Origin of the sequence: Variovorax ureilyticus (assembly GCF_037889935.1) — a bacterium.
GTDB lineage: Bacteria > Pseudomonadota > Gammaproteobacteria > Burkholderiales > Burkholderiaceae_C > Variovorax > Variovorax ureilyticus.
This window is the reverse complement of the sequence record NZ_JBBKZU010000011.1, coordinates 24025-50009: the sequence shown is the minus strand read 5'-3', so window position 1 is coordinate 50009 and position 25985 is coordinate 24025. Positions and strand designations below refer to the sequence as shown.

Annotated in this window: 20 protein-coding genes and 2 pseudogenes; 11 read left to right on the top strand and 11 right to left on the bottom strand. The window is 64.7% G+C overall.

What is annotated here, in order from left to right; all coding sequences use genetic code 11:
* Nucleotides 1–190 precede the first annotated feature (190 nt).
* Entirely contained in the window at nucleotides 191–838 is a 648-nt protein-coding gene (locus WKW77_RS23205) for an alkane 1-monooxygenase (RefSeq protein ID WP_340359242.1), read from the top strand.
* A gap of 103 nt (nucleotides 839–941) precedes the next feature.
* A pseudogene (locus WKW77_RS23200) lies at nucleotides 942–1801 on the top strand (transposase); the annotation flags it as partial.
* A gap of 62 nt (nucleotides 1802–1863) precedes the next feature.
* Here WKW77_RS23200 and WKW77_RS23195 read toward each other — a convergent pair.
* The 3 genes from WKW77_RS23195 to pdxR form a co-directional block, all read right to left on the bottom strand.
* The gene (locus WKW77_RS23195) at nucleotides 1864–2226 is read right to left on the bottom strand and encodes a helix-turn-helix transcriptional regulator (RefSeq protein WP_340359438.1); all 363 of its coding nucleotides are present in this window, start codon (nucleotides 2224–2226) and stop codon (nucleotides 1864–1866) included.
* An 84-nt stretch (nucleotides 2227–2310) separates the two neighbouring features.
* On the bottom strand, nucleotides 2311–2649 hold the full coding sequence (locus WKW77_RS35000; protein WP_422823255.1) for a N,N-dimethylformamidase beta subunit family domain-containing protein: 339 nt from the start codon (nucleotides 2647–2649) through the stop codon (nucleotides 2311–2313).
* Between the two features lie 262 nt (nucleotides 2650–2911).
* Complete coding sequence (gene pdxR / locus WKW77_RS23190; RefSeq protein WP_340359241.1) at nucleotides 2912–4417, bottom strand: MocR-like pyridoxine biosynthesis transcription factor PdxR; 1506 nt, start codon at nucleotides 4415–4417, stop codon at nucleotides 2912–2914.
* Between the two features lie 118 nt (nucleotides 4418–4535).
* On the opposite strand from pdxR, the gene WKW77_RS23185 reads away from it, so the two are divergent.
* From WKW77_RS23185 to WKW77_RS23150, 8 genes and pseudogenes are all read left to right on the top strand, one after another.
* The gene (locus WKW77_RS23185) at nucleotides 4536–5804 is read left to right on the top strand and encodes a 4-aminobutyrate--2-oxoglutarate transaminase (protein ID WP_340359240.1); all 1269 of its coding nucleotides are present in this window, start codon (nucleotides 4536–4538) and stop codon (nucleotides 5802–5804) included.
* Nucleotides 5805–5827: 23 nt separating this feature from the next.
* Nucleotides 5828–6937: an ABC transporter ATP-binding protein gene (locus WKW77_RS23180; RefSeq protein ID WP_340359239.1), complete on the top strand. Its 1110-nt coding sequence runs from the start codon at nucleotides 5828–5830 to the stop codon at nucleotides 6935–6937.
* A 43-nt stretch (nucleotides 6938–6980) separates the two neighbouring features.
* Nucleotides 6981–8015: an ABC transporter substrate-binding protein gene (locus WKW77_RS23175; RefSeq protein ID WP_340359238.1), complete on the top strand. Its 1035-nt coding sequence runs from the start codon at nucleotides 6981–6983 to the stop codon at nucleotides 8013–8015.
* 86 nt (nucleotides 8016–8101) lie between these two features.
* Complete coding sequence (locus WKW77_RS23170) at nucleotides 8102–9361, top strand: ABC transporter permease (protein WP_340359437.1); 1260 nt, start codon at nucleotides 8102–8104, stop codon at nucleotides 9359–9361.
* Nucleotides 9362–9366: 5 nt separating this feature from the next.
* Nucleotides 9367–10200 (top strand): ABC transporter permease, encoded by an 834-nt coding sequence (locus WKW77_RS23165; RefSeq protein WP_340359237.1) that lies wholly within the window; start codon nucleotides 9367–9369, stop codon nucleotides 10198–10200.
* A gap of 36 nt (nucleotides 10201–10236) precedes the next feature.
* On the top strand, nucleotides 10237–11700 hold the full coding sequence (gene gabD / locus WKW77_RS23160) for an NADP-dependent succinate-semialdehyde dehydrogenase (RefSeq protein ID WP_340359236.1): 1464 nt from the start codon (nucleotides 10237–10239) through the stop codon (nucleotides 11698–11700).
* 496 nt (nucleotides 11701–12196) lie between these two features.
* Nucleotides 12197–12502 (top strand): annotated as a pseudogene (locus WKW77_RS23155) (site-specific integrase); the annotation flags it as partial.
* 472 nt (nucleotides 12503–12974) lie between these two features.
* The gene (locus WKW77_RS23150) at nucleotides 12975–13928 is read left to right on the top strand and encodes an AraC-like ligand-binding domain-containing protein (protein WP_340359235.1); all 954 of its coding nucleotides are present in this window, start codon (nucleotides 12975–12977) and stop codon (nucleotides 13926–13928) included.
* A gap of 3 nt (nucleotides 13929–13931) precedes the next feature.
* On the opposite strand, the gene gabT is transcribed toward WKW77_RS23150, so the two are convergent.
* The 8 genes from gabT to capB all read right to left on the bottom strand — a co-directional run bounded on the left by gabT (nucleotide 13932) and on the right by capB (nucleotide 23991).
* Entirely contained in the window at nucleotides 13932–15248 is a 1317-nt protein-coding gene (gene gabT, locus WKW77_RS23145; protein ID WP_340359234.1) for a 4-aminobutyrate--2-oxoglutarate transaminase, read from the bottom strand.
* A gap of 35 nt (nucleotides 15249–15283) precedes the next feature.
* The gene (locus WKW77_RS23140) at nucleotides 15284–16480 is read right to left on the bottom strand and encodes an ABC transporter substrate-binding protein (protein ID WP_340359233.1); all 1197 of its coding nucleotides are present in this window, start codon (nucleotides 16478–16480) and stop codon (nucleotides 15284–15286) included.
* A 56-nt stretch (nucleotides 16481–16536) separates the two neighbouring features.
* Entirely contained in the window at nucleotides 16537–17604 is a 1068-nt protein-coding gene (locus tag WKW77_RS23135) for a branched-chain amino acid ABC transporter permease (protein ID WP_340359232.1), read from the bottom strand.
* A gap of 23 nt (nucleotides 17605–17627) precedes the next feature.
* On the bottom strand, nucleotides 17628–18542 hold the full coding sequence (locus WKW77_RS23130) for a branched-chain amino acid ABC transporter permease (protein WP_340359231.1): 915 nt from the start codon (nucleotides 18540–18542) through the stop codon (nucleotides 17628–17630).
* A 9-nt stretch (nucleotides 18543–18551) separates the two neighbouring features.
* Nucleotides 18552–19274 carry an ABC transporter ATP-binding protein gene (locus WKW77_RS23125; protein WP_340359230.1) on the bottom strand — a complete coding sequence of 241 codons (723 nt, stop codon included), beginning with the start codon at nucleotides 19272–19274 and terminating at the stop codon, nucleotides 18552–18554.
* The gene (locus WKW77_RS23120; RefSeq protein ID WP_340359229.1) at nucleotides 19271–20080 is read right to left on the bottom strand and encodes an ABC transporter ATP-binding protein; all 810 of its coding nucleotides are present in this window, start codon (nucleotides 20078–20080) and stop codon (nucleotides 19271–19273) included. Before WKW77_RS23120 ends, WKW77_RS23125 begins: the two co-directional genes overlap by 4 nt.
* A 2-nt stretch (nucleotides 20081–20082) precedes the next feature.
* Nucleotides 20083–22155, bottom strand: coding sequence for a caprolactamase subunit alpha (capA, locus tag WKW77_RS23115; protein ID WP_340359228.1), 2073 nt, complete (start codon nucleotides 22153–22155; stop codon nucleotides 20083–20085).
* A gap of 81 nt (nucleotides 22156–22236) precedes the next feature.
* Nucleotides 22237–23991, bottom strand: coding sequence for a caprolactamase subunit beta (gene capB / locus WKW77_RS23110; protein ID WP_340359227.1), 1755 nt, complete (start codon nucleotides 23989–23991; stop codon nucleotides 22237–22239).
* 757 nt (nucleotides 23992–24748) lie between these two features.
* On the opposite strand from capB, the gene WKW77_RS23105 reads away from it, so the two are divergent.
* The gene (locus WKW77_RS23105) at nucleotides 24749–25930 is read left to right on the top strand and encodes an FAD-dependent monooxygenase (RefSeq protein WP_340359226.1); all 1182 of its coding nucleotides are present in this window, start codon (nucleotides 24749–24751) and stop codon (nucleotides 25928–25930) included.
* Nucleotides 25931–25985 lie beyond the last annotated feature (55 nt).

Below are 25985 nucleotides of genomic sequence, written 5' to 3'. Positions count from 1 at the left end.
GGCTCACGTGGCTCACGGTACCGCTTCACTTCGTCGCGCTCATCGGTTGTGCCTGGTGGGTGGGAACGCAGAACCTGTCGTGGTGGGCTGTGCTGATGCTCGCTTACGTGGCGGGCACCGACTCGGGGCTGGGCACGGGCGCGGGCACCATCGCTCGGTATCGACGCCCGAGGACCACGCGAGCGCGCGCATGGGCGAGAGCATCCATCGCTTCGCGTGCCGGGAGCTGCCGGGTGGCATCCGCCGCGCATGGACATTGGAAAAGGAGCGCCTCGCCCAGCAGCGGAGGTCGGTCTGGAGCGTGCACAACACCATGCTCCAGAGCTATGCCGTGACGGCGGTGTTGCAGGTCTCGCTGATCATCGCTTTCGGATGGGTGATGGTGCCCTTCCTGATCGTGCACAACATGGTGGCGTGGTGGCAGCTCACGTCGGCGAACTATGTCGAGCACTATGGCCTGCTGCGCGAGCGACTGCCGAATGGCAAGTACGAAACGCCGCAGCCTCACCATTCCTGGAACACCAACCACCTGGTCACCAACCTTGCGTTGTTCCACCTGCAGCGGCACTCGGACCACCATGCGTACCCGTCGCGCCGCTACCAGTCCCTGCGGCACTTCGAGGATCTTCCGCAACTGCCGAGTGGCTACTTCGGCATGTTTCCGCTCTCGTATGTTCCCGCGCTATGGTTCCGCGTGATGGACCCGCGGCTACTGGCACTGCCGCATGTGAATGACAACCTGGCGCGCGTCAACCTCGACCAGGATCCGGAACGCCGCGCGAGGATTCTTGCCAAGTACGCCGCCGCTGGAGAAGCGCGCAGGAGTTTGCAGGCTTGAGTTGTGGCGTCGGGGGATTGGCTTGCTGGACTGCTGCTTCAACGCCAGGTTCGTACAGCAGCGAGGCTGTGTGAAAACGGTTGAAGGATTCACGCAACTCGCCCGGCTGAGCGTAAAGGTGCACGATCTTCGGCAGAAGATGAAGGCGTTGCGCGGCATGCGCGAGCAGGTTCGGGCGGCGCCTGACGGCCAGGTCTCCTGACCGACCCCGATGCCCGTGCAATGACCACACACAGCAACACCGGCATGGCGATGGTCGGCTACAACGTGCAGGCGGCGGTCGACGCCAAGCACCACTTGGTGGTGGCCCATCAGGTGACGAACACGGGCAGTGACAGGGCCCAGCTCAGCAAGATGGCGCATGCTGCGCGCGAAGCCATGGGGAAGCGGCGCTTGAAGGCCATCGCAGACCGTGGGTACTTCAGCAGCGCGCAGATCAAGGCGTGCAGCGATGCGGGAATCGAAGCGTACGTCCCCAAGCCAACGACCTCCAACGCCAAGGCAGAGGGCCGGTTCGACAGGGCAGACTTCGTGTACATCGCTCGCGACGATGAATATCAGTGCCCCGCTGGGCAGCGCGCGATCTACAGGTTCACGCGCGAGGAGAGCGGCCTACAGATGCGCCGATACTGGACCAGCGCCTGCCTTGAATGTCCGATGAAGGCGCGCTGCACACCCAGTGACTACAGACGAATCTCACGATGGGAGCATGAAGACGTTCTCGAGGCAATGCAGCGACGCCTTGATCGCCAGCCGGATGCGATGTTGACGCGTAAGAAGACCATCGAGCACGTCTTCGGCACGTTGAAACACTGGATGGGCTGGACGCACTTCCTGACGCGTGGCATCGAGAACGTGAGTACAGAGTTCAGCCTCGGCGTGCTCGCTTACAACCTCAAGCGCGTCATCTCGATCTTGGGTATCGCCAAAACGATGAAGGCGATGAGGCTGGCGGGTGGGTGACCACCCATTTATGTCGTAAACGGCCCCTTCCAACCTCAAGCGAGCATCTCGGCCTCGCCGTACTACTGGACGACCACCATGGCCGGCGATCGCCTACTGGCGCGCGTGACCGCCATGGCGGCCGTTCTCACACAGGCTCCAGCAGCGTTTGCGGTCCTTGACTGCCACGGCGTGAATTCACGCTGTGAGGCCCGACACCGGTCGCTCAACAGCGATGGACGCCCCGGCATCAACCGCCGGTCCCGAGGCATTGCAGTCATAGCCCTGCCCTTTGGCGACCGTGCCCTGGAAGTATCGAATTCGGAAGGCGTCTGCTCGAACTGACTGATGAACCAGCGGGTGAACGAGCTGAGCTGGCCATAGCCGAGCTCCTCCAAAACGCGCGTGAGGCTGTAGTCGGGCTGGGCCAGATAGCGCAACGCCAGGTCGCGCCGGGCTCATCCTAGGCCCACGTCGTAACGGTCGATTTTCGATGCCGACTGCCCCGCCGATGCGAACGTCATGGTCGCCTATGCGTTCGGATTGAGAGATACCTTCGACCGCGAAAGCCATGCGAGGGTGCCTGCGTCTTCTGTCAGCAGGTAGTAGCCAGCATGGTCGTAGACCATGGCAGCGAATCCAACATCAATTAGCTTCTGCGGCGCGAAACCGCTATGGCGCCACAGGGCACCTGGTTCCCCCGTGCAGGCAAGGCGCACCTCACCCGGCTGTGGTTCTCGCGTTCGCGTGCCAGCCATACCGCGTCGCACTTCGACCGCGGCCGGAGCATTCGGAGGAAAGGCGCATCGCCAATAGAAACCATTGGCCGCAAGTGTGAGGTGTCCCCCACCGGCGTTCTGGAAAGCCATGAGTTCGCCGACGGCGCTGCACCTGAGCAGCGGGGACCAGCCAGCGGTAGAACTCCACGGCCTGCACTGCCTCAGGTTCTTCGTCTTCTTGTAGATCATTGATGCCCTTGAACGCCGCAGCGAATGCGTTCCGTACTCGACGGTATCCAAGCCAGTTTCCTCTGCCCACGTGTGGAGGATCCACCCATACCGACGCGTCGGACGGAACGCTTGTTCGGGTAATTGAGTTTCCGCTCGCTGATCGCATTGGGTGCTCTCCAATTCATGCCGCCTTGCGCCGCGGCTCGTGCGCCGCGCCGCTGATCTCTTCCACCACGTCGGCCAGGATCTCGAATGCCGGCCCGATCTTCTCGCTCGGCACGCAGCCGTAGCCCAGCAGCAGCCCGGCCTGGGCGGCCTTGGCCGTGCTGTAGTAGGCGCTCAGGGGCCGGGCGATGATGCCGCGCTCCATGGCCTTGCGGCACACCGCCCAGTCGTCGCGCAAATGCGGCAGGCCCAGCACCAGATGCAGGCCAGCCTCATCGCCCATTACGGGCAAGACCTTGTCGAAGCGGCGCTCGACGGCGGCGATCAGCAGGCTGCGCCGCTCGGCGTACAGGCCGCGCATGCGCCGGATATGCGAGGTGAGGTAACCCTCGTTGATGAACTCCGCCAGCACCGCCTGCTGCATCAGCTGGCCTTCGCGGTAGAGCTCGGCCAGGCCGAGCGAGAACAGGTCGGCCAGCGGCGCCGGCACGGCCATGTAGCCAACGCGCATGCCGGGAAACAGGGTCTTGCTGAAGCTGCTCAGGTAGATCACCTGCCCGTTGTTGTCCAGCCCCTGCAACGAGGCCAGCGGGCGGATGCCGAAGCGGAATTCACTGTCGTAGTCGTCCTCGATGATCCAGCAGTTGTGCTGGCGCGCGTACTCCAGCAGCATGCGCCGCCGCGCCAGGCTCATCACCATGCCCAGCGGGTACTGGTGCGAAGGCGTGCAGATGATCAGCCGCGGTGGGCTCGCCAAGTGTTTCGCGTCGGGGTTCATACCCTCGGCGTCGACCGGTATCGGCGTCAGCTTCAGCCCGGACGACAGCAGGATGCCGCGCAGCCCCCAGTAGCACGGCTCCTCGATCCACACTTGGTCGCCCACGTCACAGAGCAGGCGCACCGCCAGGTCCACAGACTGGTGGATGCCCGTCGTGATGACGATCTGCTCGGGCTGGCAGTTGGCCGAGCGGGCCACGCGCAGGTAATCGGCCAGGGCGCGGCGTAGCGGCCGGTAGCCGCCACCGGGCGCGTAGGTCAGGAGTTCAGGCTTGGGGTCGCGCCAGATGCGGGCTTGCAGGCGGTTCCATGACTTGAACGGGAACTCGTTCACGTCCGGCACGCCGGGCATGAAGGCACCCCACTGCAGTTTGGACACGCCGCTGAGTTCGATGGTGCGCTTGCCGCGCGCCGACAGCTGGTGGCGGTCGCGCACGGCGCGGCGCGACGCGCCGCCCTGTCCTTCGTCCACGCGGTCGGGCGAAGTGTCGGCCACGTAGGTGCCGCTGCCGCTCTGGGTTTCGACGTAACCCTCGGCCAGCAGTTGCTCGTAGACCTGGATCACGGTGTTGCGCGCAATCGAGAGATCGGCACCCAATGTGCGCGAGGACGGCAACTTGGCACCGGCGGCCAGCCGCCCGGAGAGGATGGCCTGCTGAAGCAGGCGGAACAACTGGCGGTAGGCCGGCTCCTCGGCAGCGGTGTCCAGACGCTCAAGCAGCCAATCGGACAGGATGGAGTCCATGCTTACCCCTAGAAAGTGGTTCCATGAGAACGCTCGAAATGGCTCTTCAGTATAGGACCGAAAGTCTCGACACTGCGGCCACGCTTCAACCGATGCCAGCCGAACCGAGGACCACCCAATGAACAACCAGACACTGCAACAACGCAAAGACGCCGCCACCCCGCGCGGCGTGGGCGTGATGTGCAACTTCTACGCCGACCGCGCCGAGAACGCCGAGCTGTGGGACGTGGAAGGCCGCCGCTACATCGACTTCGGCGCCGGCATCGCCGTGCTCAACACCGGTCACCGCCACCCGAAAGTGGTCGCCGCGATCCGCTCACAACTCGACCGTTTCACCCACACCGCCTACCAGGTCGTGCCCTACGCCTCGTACGTGGAACTGGCCGAGCGCATCAACAGCATCACACCTGGCACCCATGCCAAGAAGACCGCGTTCTTCAGCACCGGCGCCGAGGCGGTGGAAAACGCCGTCAAGATCGCCCGTGCCGCCACCGGCCGCCCCGGCGTGATCGCCTTCGGCGGCGGCTTCCATGGCCGCACCCTGCTTGGCATGGCGCTGACCGGCAAGGTCGCCCCATACAAGGTCGGCTTCGGCCCCTTCCCCAGCGACATCTACCACGCGCCCCTGCCAAACGCGCTGCACGGCGTGACGGTGGAGGCGGCATTGAAGGCCCTGCAGCAGTTGTTCAAGGCCGACATTGACGCCACCCGTGTGGCGGCCATCATCATCGAGCCGGTGCAGGGCGAAGGCGGCTTCTACATGGTGCCGCCCGAATTCATGCGCGCCCTGCGCGCGGTGTGCGACCAGAACGGCATCCTGCTGATCGCCGACGAGGTGCAGACCGGTTTCGCCCGCACCGGCAAGCTGTTCGCCATGGAGCACTTTGACGTGCTGCCCGACCTGATGACGCTGGCGAAAAGCCTGGCCGGCGGCATGCCGCTGTCGGCGGTGTGCGGCCGCGCCGAGCTGATGGACGCCGCGCAGCCCGGCGGCCTGGGCGGCACCTATGCGGGCAACCCGCTGGCGGTGGCCGCAGCGCATGCCGTGCTCGACGCGATCGCCGAGGAGCGGCTGGTCGAGCGTGCGCAAGGCCTTGGAGAGAAGCTCAAGGCCCGGCTCAACCGCATCCGCAAGGAAGTGCCGCAGATCACCGACGTGCGCGGCCCTGGCGCCATGGTGGCGGTGGAGTTCAGCCACCCCACCACCGGCGAGCCCGACGTCGAATTCCTGCGCAAGGTGCAGTCACACGCGCTGGCCCATGGCCTGCTGTTGCTGAGCTGCGGCACCTATGGCAATGTGATCCGTTTCCTGTTTCCGCTGACCATCGCCGACGCCACCTTCGACGAGGCGCTGGACATCCTGGAAGGCGCGCTGCGCCAAGTCTGAAGCCAACCCCGGGGACCCTCATCATGCGCAACGACAACCCCAGCGACAACGACGTCCTCGTCAGCTTTCGCGGCGTGAAGAAGACCTACGATGGAGAAAACCTGGTCGTCAAACAGCTCGACCTGGACATCTACCGTGGTGAATTCCTCACCTTGCTCGGCCCTTCGGGTTCGGGCAAGACCACCTGCCTGATGATGCTGGCCGGGTTCGAATTCCCCACCAGCGGCGAGATCCGGCTTGACGGCAAGCTGCTCAACCGCGTGCCGCCGCACAAGCGCAACATCGGCATGGTGTTCCAGAACTATGCGCTGTTCCCGCATATGACGGTCGCCCAGAACGTGGGCTACCCGCTGCAGGTGCGCGGCATCGGTGGCGAGGCGCGCCGGCGCCAGGTGCACGAAGCCTTGCAGATGGTGCGCATGGAAGCCTTCGGCGAACGTTTCCCGGCACAACTGTCGGGCGGACAGCAACAGCGCATCGCCCTGGCCCGCGCGCTGGTGTTCAAGCCGAAGCTGGTGCTGATGGACGAACCGCTCGGCGCGCTCGACAAGCAGCTGCGCGAGCACATGCAACTCGAACTCAAGGCGCTGCACCGCCAGCTCGGCGTGACTTTCGTCTACGTCACGCACGACCAGGGCGAGGCACTCACCATGTCGGACCGCGTGGCCGTGTTCGACCAGGGCATCATCCAGCAGATCGATCCCGTCGGCGCCTTGTATGAAACCCCAGGCAACGCTTTCGTGGCCGGCTTCATCGGCGACAGCAACCGCCTGCAAGGCCAGATCGACCAGCGCGACGGCGACCGCTGCACGCTGAAGCTGCCCGGCGGCGATGTGCTGTTCGGCATGCGCATTGGCGAAGCGACGCCGGGCCAGTCGGCCACCGCCAGCATCCGCCCCGAACGCATGCGGCTGGTGGACGCAGCCGACACCGCGGCAGCCGTCAACATCCTGCGCGGCAGAGCCGCCGGCATCATCTATTTCGGCGACCACGTACGCCTGCAGTGCGACTTCGCCGACCAGCCGCAATGCTTCGTCAAGGTGCCGCTCGACACGCCCGCGCTGGCGAGTCTCGCGCCGGGGCAACCAGTCGCCCTCGCATTCGAACCCGCACACCTGCGCATCTTCTCCTGAGTCTTCTTCCCGCCGCCCCCGCCAAAACTGAAAGGCAATCACCATGCAACGCTTCACCCTCTACTCCGCCGCGGCTGCCGTGCTGCTGACCTGTGGCTCGGTCAGTGCCAAGGACCTGACCGTCGTCAACTTCGGCGGCGCCAACGGCAATGCCCAGAAAGTGGCATTCAGCCAGCCCTATGAGAAACAGACCGGCAACAAGATCGTCGGTGTCGAGTACAACGGCGAACAGGCCAAGGTGAAAGCCATGGTCGAAGCCAAGCGCGTGACCTGGGACCTGGTCGAAGTGGAAACCGGCGACCTGGCGCGCGGCTGCGACGAAGGCCTGTACGAGAAGCTCGACTACAGCAAGATCGGCGCGAAGAGCAGCTTCATCCCCGGAGCCCCGCAGGAATGCGGCATCGGCATCTTCGTCTGGTCCACCGTGCTGGCCTACGACAGCGACAAGCTCAAGACCGCGCCCACCGGCTGGAAGGACTTCTGGGACGTGAAGAAGATCCCCGGCAAGCGCAGCATGCGCAAGACCGCGCTGTACAACCTCGAATTCGCCTTGATGGCCGACGGCGTGCCCGCAAAGGACGTGTACAAGGTGCTGGCCACCAAGGAAGGCGTGGACCGCGCCTTCAAGAAGCTCGACGAGATCAAGCCCTACATCCAGTGGTGGGAAGCCGGCGCGCAGCCGCCGCAGTTCCTGGTGGCTGGCGACGTGGTGATGAGCACCGCCTACAACGGCCGCATCGACGCCGCGCGCCGCGAAGGCAAGGCGCTGAACGTGGTGTGGGACGGCGGTATCTATGACCTCGACTACTGGGCGATCCCCAAGGGCTCGCCCAACAAGGACCTGGCGCTCGATTACATCGCCTTCAGCGTGGCGCCGGCGCAGCAGGCCGCCTATGCGAAGAACATCGCCTACGGTCCGGTGAACCAGGCCGCCATCAAGCTGCTAGACGCCAAGACCCTGGCCGACATGCCTAACGCGCCGGCCAACAGCAAGAACGCGGTGCTGTTCGACGGCACCTTCTGGACCGACCACGGTGAAGAGCTGCAGCAGCGCTTCGCCGCCTGGGCTGCCAAGTAAGCCGGTCACTTGTCAAGACTGCCAAGATGAGCGCCGTCATCGCCCTGCCGCCATCGCCGCCGGGCGGTGCCGCGTCCGCCCCGACCATGAACGACGAGCCCACCTCCACTACAGCGACGGCCGCCAGCCAGCGGCAGCTCAAGCAGGAGCTGCGCCGCGCCGAGATGCGCAAGAGGGCATCAGCGCTCGCGCTGATCGCCCCGCTCGCGCTGTTTCTGCTGGTGGTGTTCGCCGTCCCCATCGCCGCGCTGCTGCAGCGTGCCGTATCCAGCCCCGAGATTCCGAACGCACTGCCGCAAACCGTGGCCGTGCTCGCCAAGTGGGACCGCCGGGCTCTGCCGCCCGATGCCGCCTACAGTGCCTTGGCCACCGACCTGGCCACCGCCCGCCAAGGCAACAGCGCAGGCGAACTCGCTCGCCGGCTCAACAACGAGATCAGCGGCTACCGCTCGCTGGTCATCAAGACCGCGCGCGCCATGCCGGTCGACAGTGATGCGACACACGCCAGGGAAGCCCTGATCGCCATCGACCCGCGCTGGGGCGAATTGCCCTACTGGCAGGCCATCGCCAAGAACGGCAGCCGCACCACGCCCTTCTTCCTGCTGGCCTCCCTCGACCTGCAGCAGGACAACTTCGGCAACATCCACAAGGCTCCGCCAGAAAGCGCCATCTTCCTCGACATCTTCGGCCGCACGCTGTGGATCGGCGCGCTGACCACCGGCCTGGCGTTGCTGATCGCGTTTCCGCTGGCTTATTGGGCTTCCACCCTGCCGGCGCGCCAGGCCAACCTGGTGATGATCTGCGTACTGATCCCGTTCTGGACGTCGGTGCTGGTGCGCATCGCCGCCTGGGTAGTGCTGCTGCAGCAGTCGGGCCTGGTCAACACCGGGTTGATGGCGCTGGGCATCACGAACGCGCCACTGGCACTGCTGTTCAACCGCACCGGCGTGACCATCTCCATGGTGCACATCCTGCTGCCATTCATGATCCTGCCGCTGTACAGCGTGATGAAGGCCATTCCGCCGACCTACCAGCGCGCGGCCATCTCGCTGGGCAGCCACCCGTTCGCCGCGTTCTGGCGTGTCTACGTGCCGCAGACCTATGCCGGCATCGCCGCCGGCGTGCTGCTGGTGTTCATCACCGCCATCGGCTACTACATCACGCCCGCGCTGCTCGGCGGGCCGGGCGACCAGATGGTGAGCTACTACATCGCCTACTTCACCAACCAGGCCGTCAACTGGGGCATGGCCTGCGCGCTCGGCGCCCTGCTGCTGGTCGCCACACTGGTGCTGTACGCGGTCTACCAGCGCATCTCCAAGACCAATGCCAACGCCAATGTGAGGTGAACCCGATGCGCACGCTGCTCCCCACCTTCCCGCCCTACACCTCGCTGGCCGAGCGGGTCTGGTACTACGCACTGCGTGGCCTGTGCGCGCTGGTGCTGCTGTACCTGGTGCTGCCGATCCTGGCCATCGTGCCCCTGTCCTTCAGCGACAGCAGCTTTCTGGCCTATCCGATCACCGGCTTCTCGATGCGCTGGTACCAGAACCTGTTCGAAGCCGAGGAGTGGATGCGCGCGGCCAAGAACAGCTTCATCGTGGCACCGGCCGCCACCCTCATCGCCACCGTGCTCGGCACCTTGGCAGCCACTGGCCTCAGCAAGGCCGAGTTCCGCGGCAAGGGCCTGCTGATGGCCGTGCTGATCTCTCCGATGGTGGTGCCGGTGATCGTGGTCGGCGTGGGCATGTATCTGTTCTTCGCGCCACTGGGCCTGTCGGACAGCTACACCGCGCTCATCCTGGCCCATGCCGCACTCGGTGCGCCGTTCGTCGTCACCACTGTGCTCGCCACGCTGCAGGGCTTCAACCACAACCTGGTGCGTGCCAGCCTGAGCCTGGGTGCGGGGCGTCTCACCACCTTCTTCCGCATCACCCTGCCGCTGATCGCGCCGGGCGTCATCTCGGGCGCGCTGTTCGCTTTCGCCACCTCGTTCGACGAAGTGGTGGTCACGCTGTTCCTGGCCGGTGCCGAGCAGGTGACGCTGCCGCGCCAGATGTTCACCGGCATCCGGGAAAACATCAGCCCGACGATTGCCGCGCTGGCGACCATCCTGATCCTGTTCTCCACCTGTCTCCTGCTCGCGCTCGAATGGCTGCGCGGTCGTGCCGCCAGACGTGGAGGGTGATGCGCGCCCCCCGACTTGATTGACTGAAGGATTTGTATGTTGAAACTCCGCAAGCCCGAACTCTTCCGCCAGCAGGCTTACCTGGATGGCCGCTGGTGCGATGCAGACAGCGGGTCCAGCTTTGCCGTGACGAACCCGGCGACCGGCGACGTCCTCGGCCATGTGCCCCAGATGGGCGCAGCCGAGACCCGCCGCGCGATCCTGGCCGCGCAGGCCGCCTGGACGGGATGGCGCCGCAAGACGGCCAAGGAGCGCAGCGCCATCCTGCGCCGATGGAATGACCTGATGCTGGCCAACGCCGACGACCTGGCTGCCATCATGACGGCCGAACAGGGCAAGCCGCTGGCCGAAGCCAAGGGCGAGATCGCCTACGCTGCGTCGTTCATCGAGTGGTTCGCCGAAGAGGGCAAACGCGTCAACGGCGACACGCTCCAGTCGCCGGCGAATGACAAGCGACTGCTGGTCGTGAAGGAGCCGATCGGCGTCTGCGCCGCCATCACGCCCTGGAACTTCCCGGCCGCGATGATCACCCGCAAGGCCGGGCCCGCATTGGCCGCTGGCTGCACCATGGTGCTCAAGCCCGCCGAAGGCACGCCGTTTTCCGCGCTCGCGCTGGCGGTGCTGGCCGAAGAGGCCGGTGTGCCGGCCGGCGTGTTCAGCGTGTTGACGGGCGATGCACGCGCCATCGGCGGCGAACTGACCGCCAACCCGATCGTGCGCAAGCTCAGCTTCACCGGCTCCACCGAGGTCGGCCGCCTGCTGATGGCGCAGAGCGCGCCGAGCATCAAGAAACTGTCGCTCGAACTGGGCGGCAACGCGCCCTTCATCGTCTTCGACGACGCCGACCTGGACGAAGCCGTGACCGGTGCCATTGCCTCCAAGTACCGCAATGCCGGCCAGACCTGCGTCTGCGCCAACCGCTTCTATGTGCAGGACGGCGTGTACGACGCTTTCGCCGCCAAGCTCGTCAAGGCCGTGCAGGCGCTGAAGGTGGGCGCGGGCACCGAGCCCGGCGTCGAACAGGGCCCGCTGATCGACGAAGCTGCGGTGGACAAGGTCGAGTCGCACATCGCCGACGCCCTCGCCAAAGGCGGCAAAGTGTTGACCGGTGGCAAGCGCCACGCACTCGGCCATACCTTCTTCGAGCCCACCGTGGTGGCCGACGCCAGCACGGACATGCTGGTGGCACGCGAGGAAACCTTCGGCCCGCTCGCGCCGCTGTTCCGCTTCCGCACCGACGCCGAAGTGGTGCAGATGGCCAACGACACCGAGTTCGGCCTGGCCAGCTATTTCTACAGCCGCGACATCGCCCGCATCTGGCGCGTGGCCGAGGCGCTGGAATACGGCATGGTCGGCATCAACACCGGCCTGATCTCCAACGAGGTGGCGCCTTTTGGCGGCGTGAAGCAGTCGGGTCTGGGCCGCGAAGGCTCCTCATATGGGATCGACGACTACGTGGTGGTGAAGTACCTGTGCATGGGCGGATTGAAGAGCCTTTGATAACCCACGCTTCACGGCTGCGTCGTGGTGCAGTCCAGAGCGGGTTACTGCCAATCCCCGGGAGGGACCCGCAAGGTATCCCATGCAAGCATCTCAGTTCTGGGGTTTGCAATGCAGCCGCGCGGCTGCGCCTCAAACGACTGGAATCAAGCAATTTCCAAGGCGTGCTTGACCGCCCGGTCAGGCCATCATGCCAAGCAAGGCGACGGCACCCCAAAACCACGGCACGTCTGCAAAGGGCGCCCACCTGCCGATAGCCGCCCCTTCGAAGTCCCAGTGACGGCGTCTGGATGCCGATCGTGAGCGGACCGCTGTGTCAGGTATCAGCGGGCCTTACCGGACGTCACATTGCCTACAGTGAGCATGTGGCGACGTCGCCTCTTGTTCTGGGCTTGTCGGTAGTATTCAAGATGGTGGACGGCTCCAGAGAGCAGCCGCAGGTGGCTGCGGCCTCGGTGGAGGATGGCATTGCCATCCCATTGAGAAGGAGTGCATCATGGAATCGCACAACACCTCCGCCCGTGGACCTTGGAACAAGGGAAAGCTGATTGGCCAGAAGGCACCGCTCAAGGCAAAAGAAGTCTGGGCCATTCGAACACATTTGGAGATGCGCAAGCGTGTCCGAGATCTGGCACTCTTCAACCTCGGCTTCGACAGCAAGCTACGGGGCTGTGACCTAGTCTCGCTGTGCGTGCGTGACATCTGCCATGGCGACCGAGTGGCCAATCGCGCAACGGTCATGCAACGGAAGACTCAGCGGCCAGTTCAGTTCGAGATCACCCAGACAACCCGCGACTCCTTGACTCGAGAGCACCGTCAGGTACCTTGGCATCGAGGTCGACGACGCTTTGGATATTGCTGAACAGCTCGACGTGTAGATCGTGCCAGGCGCGGTCAGTTCGCGGCCGCTTCGCGGCGGACAGGAGTAGTTGGCGGTTCCTGTCAAACTGGCCGCACACGCTGCACAACGGTATTCGCCAGTTCGCGTGGCCTGACCTCCTCGTAAGCGACGCTACCGATGATTTGCTGCCGTCCGCGACGCCCCTGTCGCGCCAAGCGAGATAGAAGAAGTCCTGGCGCCCCATTCATCCTGAGAAACCTGCGGACTTGCTCCACGCGACGATGATTTCAGCCTGCGCTCGGTGTGGCGCAGGAACTTGGGACTAGGGGTTACTACCGCCACCGGAGCTCGGGCATCCATCGTCCTGCCCTGCATAATTCACAGAGTCCTTCCTGCGGCCGCTCGCCACATTTGTCAGGAGCGGAGGGCCACGATGCACAAGAGCTTCTCGACCAGAGACCTCCCGGAAAGCCATGAGTTTGGCTACTGGCGCGATGTCATTGCCGATGCTTATTTCAACCTCCAGCTGTCCTTCCCCGACGCACATCATTTCGACGGGCAGATCGACATCTGGGACCTGAATGGCCTACAGCTCTCGCGGCTTCAATCCAGCGGGCTTGTCTACCGCCGACTACGACAGCATTGCGCTGTGCAAGAACGCCAAGTGCTCGTGACCGTGCCATTCAAAAGCGAAGTCGAGTTCTCGCAGCTCGGGCGCACCACACGGTGTTCGCCAGGCCAGTTCCTGCTCGAGTTGAGCGAGGAGCCTTACGACTTCGGCTATGGGCAGGACAACGCGATGTGGGTGCTCAAGGTGCCCGTCTCGGCCCTGAAGGCGCGCATCGGGGAGCCGAGCCGGTTCTGCGCGCGGCAGTACGACAGCCGGCAGGGCGTTGGGCGGCTGTTCAACGACTATCTGCAGCTGATGGCGAATCATTGCGAGATCGACCACGATGCCAGTGTGCGAGGGCTGATGGCGACCCAGCTGATCGATCTCCTGGCGATCAGCCTTCAGCAGCACCCGGACGCGCTTCAGTCCTCGCAATCGGCGGTGCGGGACGCGCACCTCGCGCGAATCGAGGCCCATGTACGCCAGCATCTGTCCGATCCCGATCTGTCCCCTGAACGCATCGCACAGGCGAGTGGCATATCGCTGCGCTATCTTCACCTGTTGTTCAAGGACACGGGGCAATCCGTCTCGCAGTGGATCCGCGAGCTGCGCCTTCAGTCGGCCCATGAGGCGCTCAGCCGCGCCAATGGACAAACCTCGGTAGCGCAGATCGCTTATGGCGCGGGCTTCAGCGACCACGCCCAATTCACTCACGCGTTCCGAAAGAAGTTTGGACACGCGCCAAGCGACATGCTGCGTCCGGTGCGCGGCAGGTAACTCCTATCTCGGCGGGATGGCGGCGAGCGACGCCTCGAAGATGTCGAGGCCCTCGTCGAGTTGTTCATCCGGAATAGTCAGGGGAACCATCACCCGCACGACGTTGCCGTGGTTGCCGCAGGTCAACAGGAGCAGACCACGACGGGCCGCCTCGCTCTTGAGTGCTGTAGCGATGTCGGCGGCAGGCTGATCGATCTGGCCGGCATGACAGAACTCGATGGCAGTCATCGCGCCCAGGCCGCGCACGTCCGCAATGCACGGATATGCCATCGCCATCCCACGCATCCGCGCACGCAGGCGCTCGCCGATGGTCCGGCTGCGACGCAGCAGGCCCTCGGCCTCTATCGCATCGAGCACCCCAAGTGCCGCGGCGCACGCCAGCGGCGAACCTGCGTAAGTGCTGCCCAGCCCGCCGGGCGGCACGGCGTCAATCACGTCCGCGCGCCCTACCACGGCAGAGATCGGCGTGCCGCCGCCGAGCCCCTTGGCCAATGTGATGAGGTCGGGAACGACGCCCGAATGCTCGACCGCAAACATGCGCCCAGTGCGACCGATGCCAGTCTGGATCTCGTCGGCGATCATCAGGATGCCATGCCGGTCGCACAACTCGCGCAGCGCCGCGAGGAAGCCCTCTGGTGCCGGCAGGTAGCCACCCTCCCCCTGCACCGGCTCCACGATCAGCGCCGCCACGCGAGCCGCCTCGACGTGGTGCTTGAACAACCGATCGATGGCCGAGAGGCTGTCCGACAGCGTGATGCCGTGCACCTCGCTCGGATAGGGCACATGGTAGACATCTGCAGGCAAGGGCCCAAAGCCCGACTTGTAGGGTTCCACCTTGCCAGTGAGGGCCATGGTCAGCAGGGTGCGCCCATGAAAGCCGCCCTCGAAGGCGATAACCGCCTGCCGGCCGGTGGCGCGACGCGCGACCTTGACGGCGTTTTCCACCGCTTCGGCACCGGTGCTCATGAAGAAGGCTTTCTTAGGGCCTTCCCCGGGCGCGAGTTGGCACAGCCGCTCGGCCAGCGCGACATAGCTCTCGTAAGCCACCACCTGGAAGCAGGTATGGGTGAAGTGCTCCGCCTGTGCGAACAGAGAGCTCATCACCCGCGGATGGCGATGGCCGGTGTTGACGACTGCAATGCCGGCACAGAAGTCGATGTAGCGTCTGCCCTCGACGTCCCAGACCAGCGCATTGTCGGCGTGCGCCGCGAAGATCGCGTGGGCGTTGCCGATGCCGCGCGCCACGCTGGTATGTCGTCGCGCCATCAGCACGTCGTTGGTTGGCGATGGCACAGAGATAGGCTGGAGGATGGCGTTCATGATGGATTGGTAGCTTGGATGTTGGAGGGTGGCATTCACTTCTTCAGCAGTACTTCGAGCGGAACGGGCTTCGAGATCGTCCAGTCGTCCACGATGCCTGGCTTGCCGGTCTTGACCTCGGCGATCAGCAGGCGCGCCTGGTTCTGATGGTGGATTTCGCTGGTGAAGGTGCGCGACCCGAAGAGCGTCGGTTCAGCGCGCATCTTTTCCAACTCGGCGGTGACCTTCGCGGCGTCGAGGCTCTTCGCCCGCTCGACGGCCTTGGCCCACACCTCGATCAGCGTGTAGCCTGGATAGACGTAGGTGCTCGAAGGCCGCGCACCGTATTTCCTGGCGAAGGCCTTGTTGAACTCTTCGACTTTCGGATTCGGATCGTCGCCATAAATCGAGCCCTGAACCGGCACGACGAAGTTGGTCAGCCCAGGAACCGTTTCCAGCCAGTAGCTGCCGTCGACCGCCGCGCCGTTGAGAATGATCGAGTTGATGCCGGCAGCGCGAATCTGGCGAACCGCGCTGGCTGCGCCCGGGATGTACGAGCACAGCATGATTGCGTCGGGCTCCTTGGGCAGCGCCTTGATGCGCGAGACCTGCGCGGCAATCGAAGCATCACCGTTCTTGAAGGTGTCGCGCCCGACGATCGCGGCGCCCTGCAGCTGCGGGAACATCCAGTCGAATCCCGTACAGGTGCCTTTGTTGTACTCGATGGTGGTGTCGAGCAGAACGAAGGCGTTGCGCACATGGCGCTTGTTGTAAGACCACTCGGCCATCGTCGCGCCCTGCACGGCCGCGAGCACCGACGAGCTGAAGGCGTTCTTGCCCACCCCCTGAATGCCGGCCTTGACGTCCTCCGCGCACAGGAAGAACGAGACCTTCCCCTTCTTCTGCGCTTCGAGGGCCGCAGGCGCACCGAAGTCGTAGTCGCAGCTCACCACAACCAGGTCCGCGCCCGCGTCGAGCAACTCCAGACCGGCTTTGGCACTTTGCGCGCGATCGGTCTTGGTGTCGGCCTCGACGACCTTGATCTTGCGCCCGAGCAAGCCGCCGGCCGCGTTGATTTCGTCGATCTTCAACAAGGCGGCGCGACGCGCCGGCGTGTCGTAAGCCTCCATCCATCCCGACTTGGCATTGGCGAAGCCGACGACGATGTCGCCGTTCTGCGCAGAGGCGCCGAGCGCCGCCGCACCGAGGACCAGCGTCGCAGCCAGCGCGCGCATCGATTGCTTCAGTGACATGTGATCTCCTTGAATGAACGAAATGCCCCGTGCTAACGAGGCAGAAAAGATGGCCGTCAGGCCGAACGGGGGGAAACGAGGGGAACCGCCACAGGGCTTTGCGTATTGGTCGCGGCGCAGCGCCAGCCAAACTCATGTCGTCCGAGGAGGCCGCGCGGGCGCAGAATCAGAGTGACGATCATGGCCAGGCCGACCATGATCTCCTGGGTACCGTTCGGCGCCTGAAGCAGGTACGAGCCGATGGAGAATCCCTTCTCGAGGCGCACCAGAAATTCGATCAAAGCCGAGATCACCACGGCGCCGGTCACCGCGCCCGAGAGGCTGGAGACACCGCCGATTACCAGCATGGCCAGGCAGACGAAGGTGCGCCCGAGGTAGTACGCGTCAGGGTTGACCACCCCGAGATACTGCGCATCGAGCGCACCCGACAGGCCGCAGACGAAGGCGCTGAGCACGAACGCCACCAGTAGCTGCCAGTAGGCGTCAACTCCGCAACTGCGCGCCGCGACTGGCTCCTCGCGCACGGCACGCAACGCCAGCCCATGGCGCGACACCGCATGGGCATGGGCAATGGCGACAGCCGCGCAGGCAAAGCCAAGCGCCTCCCAAAGGCCCACCGGAGTCGGGATGCCGACGATCGAGCTGGTTCCGGCGGTCACCGAGTCCCAGTTGGAATAGACCACGTTGAAGATGGCAAGCAACGAGAAGGTCGCGATGGAAGCAGCGATGCCGACCAGTCGCAGGATCACGCTGCCCACTGCCAGTGCCACGAGCGCGGCCAACAGTGCTGACACCAACGAAGCCGGAATCCAGGGAAGCGCGGCATGCTTGAGAAATCCGGGCAAGCCGGTCAGCACGTACTGCTTCAGGCTGGGATCCATCGAGGTCCAAGCCACACCGTAGGCGCCGACGCCCATGAACGCGATATGGCCGAAGCTCATCACGCCGGAATGGCCAATGAAGATGTAGAGACCGACGACCGTGACGACACGGATCAGCATTTCCGTCGCAGTGCGTTGCAGCCCATCCGAGCCGAGAAGCGCGACCGAGGCACTTATGACGAACAGCCCAAGGCAGAGGATGACCGGAGTCGAGAGGCGACGATGATCAATGGCAGATGACATGACAGGCTTTCGTGTATGGGGACTCAGATGCGCTGGCGCATTGCACCGGTCACGAACAGCCCGTTGGGCCGCCACAGCAGCAGTGCGATCACGGCCAGATAGACGAAGGCATCCCGGAAAGGGCGCGCGTCGAACGGCAGTCCGGCCTGCAGCAGTGTGCTGGCGACGCCGATCAGAAGACCGCCGAGGACCGCGCCGAGCAGGCTTCCCAAGCCGCCGATCACGGTAGCGACGAAGGCCACGAGCATCATCGGAGCTCCCATGCGGACGTCGACCAGGCCCGTCTGGTTCACCATCAGCAATCCGATCAGTGCGGCCAAGGCGCCGCTCATCGCGAAGGCGGCCAGGATCACCCGGTTGGCGCGTACGCCCAGCCCGCGCGCCATGTTGAAGTCTTCGGCCGCAGCACGCATTTCAAGGCCGATCCGCGTGCGCCTGAGCATCCATGCGAGGCCCGCCAGCAGCACGATGGCGACGCCCACGGTGAGCAACTGCAATGCGGGAACGCGTGCGCCAAACAGGTCCACCGGTAGGTTCAGCGCCGGCCAGAGATTGATCGCCTTTGGACGGCTGCTGTGCATCACCAGCAGGATGTTCTGGATGACGAAGCCGAGCGCGAACGAAGTGACCATGGTCGCCGCCGGTGCTGCGCGACGCAGATGACGGAACACGAGCAGTTCGCACGCGACAGCAAGCGCTGCCCCGGTACCGAGCATGCCGGCCACCAGCAACGCAGTCGGCCAGGCGCCGACGAGGAGCGGCGCCACCGCTTCGGTGGTCGGAGTCACCAGCACGAACACCGAGAACGTGATGAAGTCGCCATGCGCGAAATTGACCAGCCGCATCACGCCGAAGATCAGCGCGATACCCAGTGCTCCCAGCGCGTAGAGGCTGCCCGTGCTGAGCGCGTCGAACAGGTATTGCATCAAGGTGTTCATCGCATCTCCTCAGACGGCCTCGAGCCCGAAATAGGCTTGCCGCATCGCATCGGCCGTCAGCGTGCGCGGGTCCCCCTCCAGTACGGAACGGCCCTCGCGCAGCATCAGCATGCGTGCACCCGTCATCACGGCTCGGGTTGAGCTCTGCTCGACGATCAACAGGCTGAGCTGCCGATCGCGCCTTAGCCGCATCAGCGCCTCGTAGACCTGGTCGGTCACATTGGGCGCAAGGCCGAGCGAGGGCTCATCGATCGCCAGAAGCCGGGGGCCTGCCATCAAGCCGCGGGCGATCACCAGCATTTGCTGCTGTCCACCCGACAACAATCCCGCCTGCACGTGAGCGCGATCTCGCAGCATCGGGAAGAGCTCCATCACGTACTCGAGGTCGGCCGCCACCGCGAGCCTGTCGCGCCGCATGCCTGTGCCGATTCGCAGGTTCTCGAGCACGGTCATTGATCCGAAGGCTTGGCGCCCCTCGGGCACCATCGAAAAGCCGAGCGCCGCAATCGTCTCAGGAGCGCGTCCCGTGACCAGGTGGCCGTCGAAGTCAATGCGGCCCGCACCCGGCTTGACCAGCCCAGCGATCGCCTTCATCAGCGTCGATTTGCCGGCGCCGTTGGGGCCGGTGACCATCAGGGTCTCACCGGCTTCGAGGGTCAAGTCGAGGCCACGCAGTGCGGCAATACCGCCATACCGGACTTGCAGGTCGCGGATCTCCAGCAGATAGGTCATGCGGCAACCTCCCTTTCTCGTTCGACGGATTCGACACCGCCATGCACATCAGCAGTTGTCCCCATGTAGGCATGGCGCACACGCTCGCTCTGGCTGACAGTGCGCGGATCTCCCGACTCGATCACCTGCCCCGAATCGAGAACGACGATGTGGCTGCAGGTGTCCAGCACCATGCGAACGTTGTGCTCGATCAACAGCACGCCGCAGCCCAGTTCGCGCACCAGCCGCGCGATGAGCTCGCTCAGTTCCCCGGCCTCGTGCTCGCTCATGCCTGCGGCGGGCTCGTCCAGCAGCAGATAGCGCGGGCGCCCGACGATCGCGCGAGCGATTGCGATACGGCGCTCGTCGGTGTACGGCAGCGCGCCGGCTTGCTGGGCGGCCAATGCGCCGAGTCCCATCGCTTCGAGCACTTGCGACGCTTCCACGCGTGCCACCCGACGTGACAGGCCGAGTCCGATGCCGGTCACCTCGAGGTTGTCGAGCACGCCGAGGTCACGGAACAGTCGCCCGCCCTGGAAGGTCCGGGCAATCCCGCGTCGACGGAAATCGACCGCGCTAACGCCGGCGAGCGACTTGCCGTCGAGTCGGACCTCGCCGTCGCTGGGTGCCTGGAATCCGGTCAATATATTGACCATCGTGGTCTTGCCCGCGCCGTTGGGCCCGATCAGGCCGACGATGGTCGCAGGAGGCACGCGCAGATCGACTGCGTTCAGGGCGCGCAGCCCGGCAAAGGCGACGTCGATGCCGCAGGCCTGCAGCCCTGCAGCGGTCGCTCCCGGCGCGGAAGGCGCAATCGGGTTGGCCATGATCACTCCTGCGCACTGATCACGTAGCAGCCGGTGGAATCCAGTCGCGCCTGCCAGCCCGGCTGTACCACGATCGTCGTGGTTGGTTCCTCGATCACCGACGGGCCATCGATGACGTCGCCAGCGCCAAGTCGCGTGCCGTCGTAGACAGCCGTCGAGATCGCGGCCGCATCGGCCCCGAAGATCATTGGCCTGCGCGTCCTGATCGCCTCGGACGCCTGATCACCCTTGGGCAGTTGCGCAGGACTCAACAGATCGGTCTTGCCGAGCACTGTCGTCTCGATGTTGACGATCTCGATCAGGCTGTCGGGCTCGTCGTACGTGAACAGCTGCCTGTGCAACCGGTGGAAGGCTGCCTTGATCGACTCGATGGTGACGGTGCCCACCGCGATGTCGCCGATGTCGACCGAGCATTCATGGACCTGGCCGACATAGCGCATGTCGATGCTGCGTTTGAAGGCAATGCGGTCGCGCGAGATGCCTTCCGAATTCAGCGCGGCCGCGCCGTCGCGCTCCAGTTCGATAAAGCGCTGCTCCACACGGGCGAGGTCGGCGCGCTCGTCGAGCCTCATCGGCATCGCGGCCATGTAGTTGTACTTGACGTCCGAGAGGATCTGGCCGAATGCACACAGACCCGACGCCAGCTTGGGCACAAGCACCGTGCGGATGCCGATCTCGCGCGCCAGCGCCGTGATGTGCAGCGCGGTCGCACCGCCGGCGCCGATCAGTGCGAAGTCGCGTGGGTCGTACCCACGCTCGATCGACACGCGGCGTATGCCATTGACCATGTTGTTGTTGACGATGCTGAAGATGCCATAGGCGGCCTTCTCAACGGTGATGCCGAGCTTCTCGGCCACATGCATCGCAATCGCCCCGCGCGATGCCGCGGCATCGATGGGAAGACGTCCTCCCAGCAGCGATTCGGGGTTGAGGTAACCGAGCGCCACGTTCGCGTCAGTCACCGTGGGCAGCGTGCCGCCGCGCTTGTAGCAGGCCGGACCCGGAGTGGCGCCGGCCGATTGCGGACCGACATTGAGCACGCCCATGCTGTCGATCCAGCCGATCGAGCCGCCGCCCGCGCCCAAGGTCTCGACCTGGATCATGGGCGTGCCGATTCGATAGCGAAGGAAGTCGTTGTCCTTCGTGACATTAGTCTTGCCCTGGTGCGTCAGGGTGATGTCGAAGGAGGTGCCGCCCATGTCGACGGTAATGAAGTTCTCGAAGCCCAGGGGCTGCGCGACGTGCCGGCCGGCCATCGGTGCCGAAGCTGGACCGGAATTGATAGCGTTGACGGCGCGCGACACCATCACGCCGCGCGAAGCCATGCCACCGTTGGACTGGAAGTAGCGCACCGGCACCCGAGTGCCGTTGTCCTGGAAGAACTTGTCTATGCGGGTGACGTAGGTGTTGAGCACCGGTCCCAGGTAGGCGTTGACCACCGCGGTAGAGGTGCGCGTGTACTCGCGCATTTGCGGGAACACCTCGATGCCGACGGAGACATACGCCTCGGGCAGCATCTCACGCACGATCTGCGCAGCCCGCCGCTCATGCTGGTCGTTGGCCACGCTCCAGAGAAACGAGACCGCCACCGCCCGCACGCCCTCGCGCCTGAACACTTCGCAGGCCTCCCGAACGTCCTGCTCGTTCAGCGGCGTGCGCACGCTGCCGTCGGCGAGCACGCGTTCGCGCACCGGCACGCGCAGGTGTCGATCGACGAGGATCCGCGCGGGCGGATAGGCGTCGTCGTAGCGGTAGCCCTCCTCCTTGTGACCCAGGCGGATCTCCAGCGAGTCCTCGTGGCCTGCCGTGCAGATGAGGCCGGTCTTGACGCCCTTGTGCTGGATGAGCGCGTTCAGCCCGACGGTGGTTCCGTTCACGCACAGGTCGGTCTGGCCCAGGATGTCGGACATCGGGATGCCCAGCTTCTCGGAGATCTGCGCGAAGCCTTCGGCGATGGCCCGGGTGCCGTCCTCCGGGGTCGAGGTGGCCTTGAAGAGATGGATGCTGCCCTTGCTGTCGGCCAGCACGAAATCGGTGAAGGTGCCGCCGGCATCCACGCCAAGTCGATATGTCATGTCTTACTCTCTCGAAGTTGAGGGGTGAGCTCTGCCAGGCCGCGACGCACCGGGCGTGCGGACCGGACGGGAGCGGGAGGATCAGCGCCGGGCGCTGCGCTCAGGCGTTGGGCGGCCGGCCCAGGTTTCGGCATCGACGATCACGCCGTACTCCTGCTCGGCGGCTTGCGCCGAGACATAGCCATTGCGCACGTCGTGGACGACGCTGTCGATCTCGCGCTCCAGGGGTGGGCCCCAGCCGCCGCCGCCGGGGTTCACGGTGGAGACACGCTCTCCGGGCCGGATCGTGAGGATGGCGTTCTTGCGCATCACCTCGACCACCTCGTCACCCTCCTTGCGCTCGACGCGGCCGAGCTTCAGGTCGGCGCGCGCGCTTTCCGCGCCCTGCGCACCCAATGCCGGATAGTGGCGGCCTTCACCGAAACTGATCACCGTCATCTCATGGTCGAGGGGCTCGACCTCCCACGCGGTGGCGCAACCGCCCCGATGCTTGCCCGCTCCGCCGCTGTCGCTGACCAGACCGTAGCGGTGGATCTGGATCGGGTACGAGTGCTCGAGGATCTCGATGTCGCCGGAGGTCAGCGCGCCAAAGCAGCACTGGGGACCGACCGCGTTCCATCCGTCCTGGTGCGCGGTAGCGCCGGCTCCGCCGATCAGCGACGCCAGGACCATGGTCACGTATTCCTCTTCATTGCGCGTATCGCGCCCGGCGATGTTGATGCCGCTGGAGTGGCACCATGAGCCCACCGCGCGCTCGGGTGATGCCTGCTCCAGCGCGAGGCGCACCGCGTCGGCGAGCGTTTCCATCGGCGTAGTCGTGCAGTTCACGTGCGGCGCAGGTTCCGCTGCGTTACATAGCGTGCCCTTGGGGCCGAGATCGAGATGGATACAGCGGTACAGGCCCTCGTTGTAGGGGGGCGCGACTTTCGCAAACATCATTACGCCCAAATACACACCGGAGTGCGAGTTGCCCTCGTAGCTGTTGATGAAGTAGGGCACCTGCGGCGGGCTGTCGATGCGTATATGGCAGTTGTCGCCCTGAATTCTCACGGAGGCTTTGATGCAGAGCTCGCCCAGACCATGCCCGGCATCCTCCAACACCGCGCTGGCCTCATAGGTGCCGTCCGGAACCGAGGCGATCAGTGCGCGCATCGACCGCTCGGCCATGTCGAGCAGTTCATCGACGCACGCCTGCACCTCCGTGACGCCGTACTTGTCGAGCAGTGCGACCAGGTTGCGCTCGCCGATCGAGACTGCCCCGTATTGCGCGCGAAGGTCACCCTCCCAGTCGCGGCGCGAGCGCACGTTCGAAAGCAGGAAGTTGATCACGTCGTCGCGCGGCCGCCCCTTCTCCCACAGCTTCACCGGCGGGATGCGCAAGCCCTCGGCATAGATCTCTTTTGCATCGGGGTTGTAGCCCGCTGGCACCGGGCCACCGATGTCGGTGACGTGGCCCTTGCAGACGCTCCAGAAGACCAGCTCGCCGTTGTAGAAGACGGGCTTGTACATGCAGCAGTCGAGGATGTGGCTGCCCATCATCACGGGGTCGTTGTGATAGATCACGTCGCCTTCGTGAATGTCGTCGCCGAAGTACGCAGCGACCGCCTTCATTGCCGGCATCAGGCCACCTAGATGGATCGGGATGTCCTGCCCTTGCAAGATCATCTCGGCGCGGTGGTTGAACAGCGCGTTGCTGTAGTCGTGCGCGACATTGAAGACACTCGAGCGTGCCGTCTTCTCCAGGGTCAGCGTCATCTCGCGCTGGGTGGTCTCGAGTGCTCCGCGCACGACTGCAAGGGTGATCGGGTCGACTTTCGTCCGGGTTCGATTGTTCACTCGGGTTCTCCTGCTAGGTGATGGTTCGCGCTTTCGCGTTCTCTCGGCATCACGCCTGCGCAGCCGCCGCGCAACGCGTGAGATGGATCTGCTCGATCGACCGGTGAATCAGCCCACGCGTCGCATACCTCAGGTAGCCATGAATATTGCGTCTGGGGATGAGGATCCTCAATGCCGACTCTGCTGCGGTAGTGACCATGTTGGGCTCCGGTGATGACTGCTTCGTTCGTGCACCAAGAGTAGGTTCAGGGTCGACGTTTCTCTTGTGGCTGCGCGCACAAGCGTTTGCGCCAGAGCGCACACCGGGAAAGCACCTAGACGCGATGCCGCATCGATGTTGCCGAGCACGCAGGCTTCTGCCGATAGACGCGGGCTCGGTCCAGAGACTTGCGCACCCCTCCCCCATAGACGCGATCAGCTCTACCGAGCAACGCTCAGGCCCCGCCGAGGGGTTCCCGCCGCGATGCGAAGGTTCCACGCCACGGCAAGACCGCAAAGGGCACCAACCCGCAGTTCCCCTGCCCTCCCGAAGGACGGTTCGCGCTGCAGAACGGCATTCCCCGATCTGCTTTTTGACGGCAATTCCGGGCCCCAAAACGGTCAAGGCTACCGGATCACAGCGGCCATTTGCGATCTCCCGACCCACCACAGTCGCGCTCCCCCTGCATAGCGAGAAGGGAACTCATCGTCAATTGCCGTTGCCCGCTGCCCGTCACGCTCGCACAATGCCCTGTTGAATCATTTTCGATTGGGTTGAATGGCATCTCGACCGAACGTCCTGATCATCGGAGGCGGCATTGGCGGCTTGTTTGCCGCCAATGCGCTGATCGGCCAGGGAATGCGCGTTTCTGTTTATGAACAGGCGTCCGCACTGGGCGAGATCGGCGCTGGGGTGTTTGTGACACCGAATGCGGTGCGTCACTTGGAGCGTGTGGGCCTCGGGCCCGCCGTCGAGAGATGGGGTGCGCGAGTCGGTCCCGGCTCCTGCTACTTTCGCCACGACGGTACGCCGATCGCCCCGGTGCAGGTGTCGGACACCTCCGGCTGGAACGCGACCTATGGCATGCACCGTGCCGACTTCGTCGAGCTCCTCGCTGCCAACCTGCCCGCCGGGATCGTCCATACCGGCCATCGTGCTATCGGCTTCGAGCAGACCGACAACGCAGCCCGCGTCGAGTTTGCCAACGGCGCCACCGCCGAGGCTGACGTTGTCGTTGGCGCTGACGGCATACATTCCGAACTGCGTTCCTACGTCTTTCCGCCCTCGAAGCCCGTCTTCCACGGCACCGCTTCATATCGAGGTCTGGTCTCGCGCGAGCGCCTTCCGAACTGGCCGATGGATCGTTGGCAAATGTGGGCCGGTCCATCCAGGCATTTCCTGGTCTTCCCTGTTCGTCACGGAACGATGGTGAACTACGTCGGTTTCGTGCCGGCCGATGAGGAGATGAAGGAATCATGGTCCGCGCCCGGTGATCCAGCGGTGCTGCGCAGCGAGTTCGAAGGTTGGGACCCGCGCATCGCCGATGTGCTGCAGCAAGTCGACAAGACATTTCGCTGGGCACTCTACGACCGTGAGCCGCTACCGACCTGGACCAAGGGCCGGTTGACGCTGCTCGGCGACGCGGCACATCCGATGTTGCCGCATCTGGGTCAGGGGGCCAACCAGTCCATCGAGGACGGCATGGCGCTCGCGACGATTCTGGGCCAGGTGGACACGTCGAGAGTACCGGCGTCGCTGCTTGCCTACGAGCGACTGCGTCGCAAGCGCGTGGCGGAGATTCAGCTTGGTGCTCGACAGAATGGACTGCGTCTCGACTCGACCGACGTCGATCTCCGTGTCCGTGACGCGGAGATCGCCGCGCACGCCGAATTCCGCAAGCGCCTCTATACCTACGACGTGGTGCCGGATGCGCACGCCGCCGCGGCAGCGCTGCTGTAATAGATCTCTCTTGGCGCCTGCGGGACCGGCCTCATCTGGTCCGGGGTGCTGCCCG